Source organism: Raineyella antarctica (assembly GCF_900092135.1).
In the GTDB taxonomy this organism is placed as follows: domain Bacteria; phylum Actinomycetota; class Actinomycetes; order Propionibacteriales; family Propionibacteriaceae; genus Raineyella; species Raineyella antarctica.
The window spans coordinates 1-1296 of record NZ_FMYF01000032.1 but is presented as its reverse complement, the minus strand read 5'-3'; the positions used below and the strand labels follow the sequence as shown (position 1 = coordinate 1296).

The following is a 1296-nucleotide window of genomic DNA, read 5'->3' as shown; positions in this document are numbered from 1 at the left end:
TGACCTGCCTCGGAGTTCTCGGACAGTGGGCCCTCTTAAGATGAGGGTGCTACTGAAAGTGAGACCAACATGTCCGTGTCGCGTAGGCGATTCACTCAAGAATTCAAAGACGAGTTGTGCCGTGAGGTGATCTCCACGTCCAAGCCGATCAAAGACGTCGCGGCCGCTTACGGTGTCGGCCCGGAGACGCTCCGCAATTGGCTGATCAAGTACAGGGAAGCCAACGGCGGGACTGAGACCGAGCTGACCGTCTCAGAACGGGCCCGTTTGAAGGAACTCGAACGCGAGAATCAGGAACTCAAGGCGGAGACCGCGTTCCTAAAAAAAGCAACGGCTTACTTCGCGCGGGAGCAGCGGTAGTGAGCAAGTACGAATACGTCGACTCCCAGAAAAGCGATCTGTCGAACACGAATGCGGTGTCGAAGATGTGCCGCTGGTTGGGGGTGTCGACCTCTGGTTTCTACCACTGGTTGACACGCCCACAGTCGGCGACCGCGGCCCGGCGTCAAGCGTTGACGTCGCGGGTTCGCCACTTCTTCGAGGAGTCCGATGGCACGTATGGGTACCGGCGTGTCCACGCAGACCTCGCCGCTGAGGGCACTGAGTGCTCCCCGGAGTTGGTGCGGCACATCATGCGTGATGAGGGCCTGATCGCCTGCCAGCCGCGCCCGTTCCGGGTCACGACCGAGGCAGACGCCGAGGCGGCTGCCTCCATGCCGGACCTCGTGAAACGCGACTTCACCGCCGACCGGCCCGGGGTGAAGTTCGTCGGTGACATCACCTACATTCACACTTGGCAGGGCTTCATCTATCTCGCGACCGTGATCGACTGTTACTCTAAAAGAGTCGTCGGCTGGTCCATCGCCGATCACATGCGCACCGAACTCGTCGAAGAGGCCCTGAAGAATGCAGCGGCGACGACCATTATCGAACCTCGCGCGATCTGGCACTCCGACCGTGGCAGCGTCTACACCTCTGCTGATTTCCGGGCCCTGGTGGCCCGTCTGGGAATGCGTTCCTCGATGGGTCGCACGGGCGTGTGCTGGGATAATGCGATGGCCGAATCGTTCTTCTCGGCACTGAAGAACGAACGCGTCTACCGTACCGTGTACGCCACCAAGACGCAGGCCCGGCGGGATGTCATCCGCTACATCGAGGGCTTCTACAACAGCCGCCGCCGGCACTCAGCGCTCGATTACCGCCGCCCCAACGAAGTGCACTACGCTTACCAACAGCCGGCCACGGCAGCGTAGAAAACCAACCGAATCCGCTGTCCGAAAACCCCGCAGCAGCCCA

General features: G+C 61.0%; 1 protein-coding gene. It reads left to right on the top strand.

Features of this window, described 5'->3' with window-relative positions; translation table 11 throughout:
- Nucleotides 1-69 precede the first annotated feature (69 nt).
- A protein-coding gene (locus GA0111570_RS17195; RefSeq protein WP_092613882.1) for an IS3 family transposase occupies nucleotides 70-1253 on the top strand; the annotation gives its coding sequence in 2 pieces (ribosomal slippage) (nucleotides 70-331 and nucleotides 331-1253; 1185 coding nt in all).
- The last annotated feature ends 43 nt before the right edge of the window (nucleotides 1254-1296 follow it).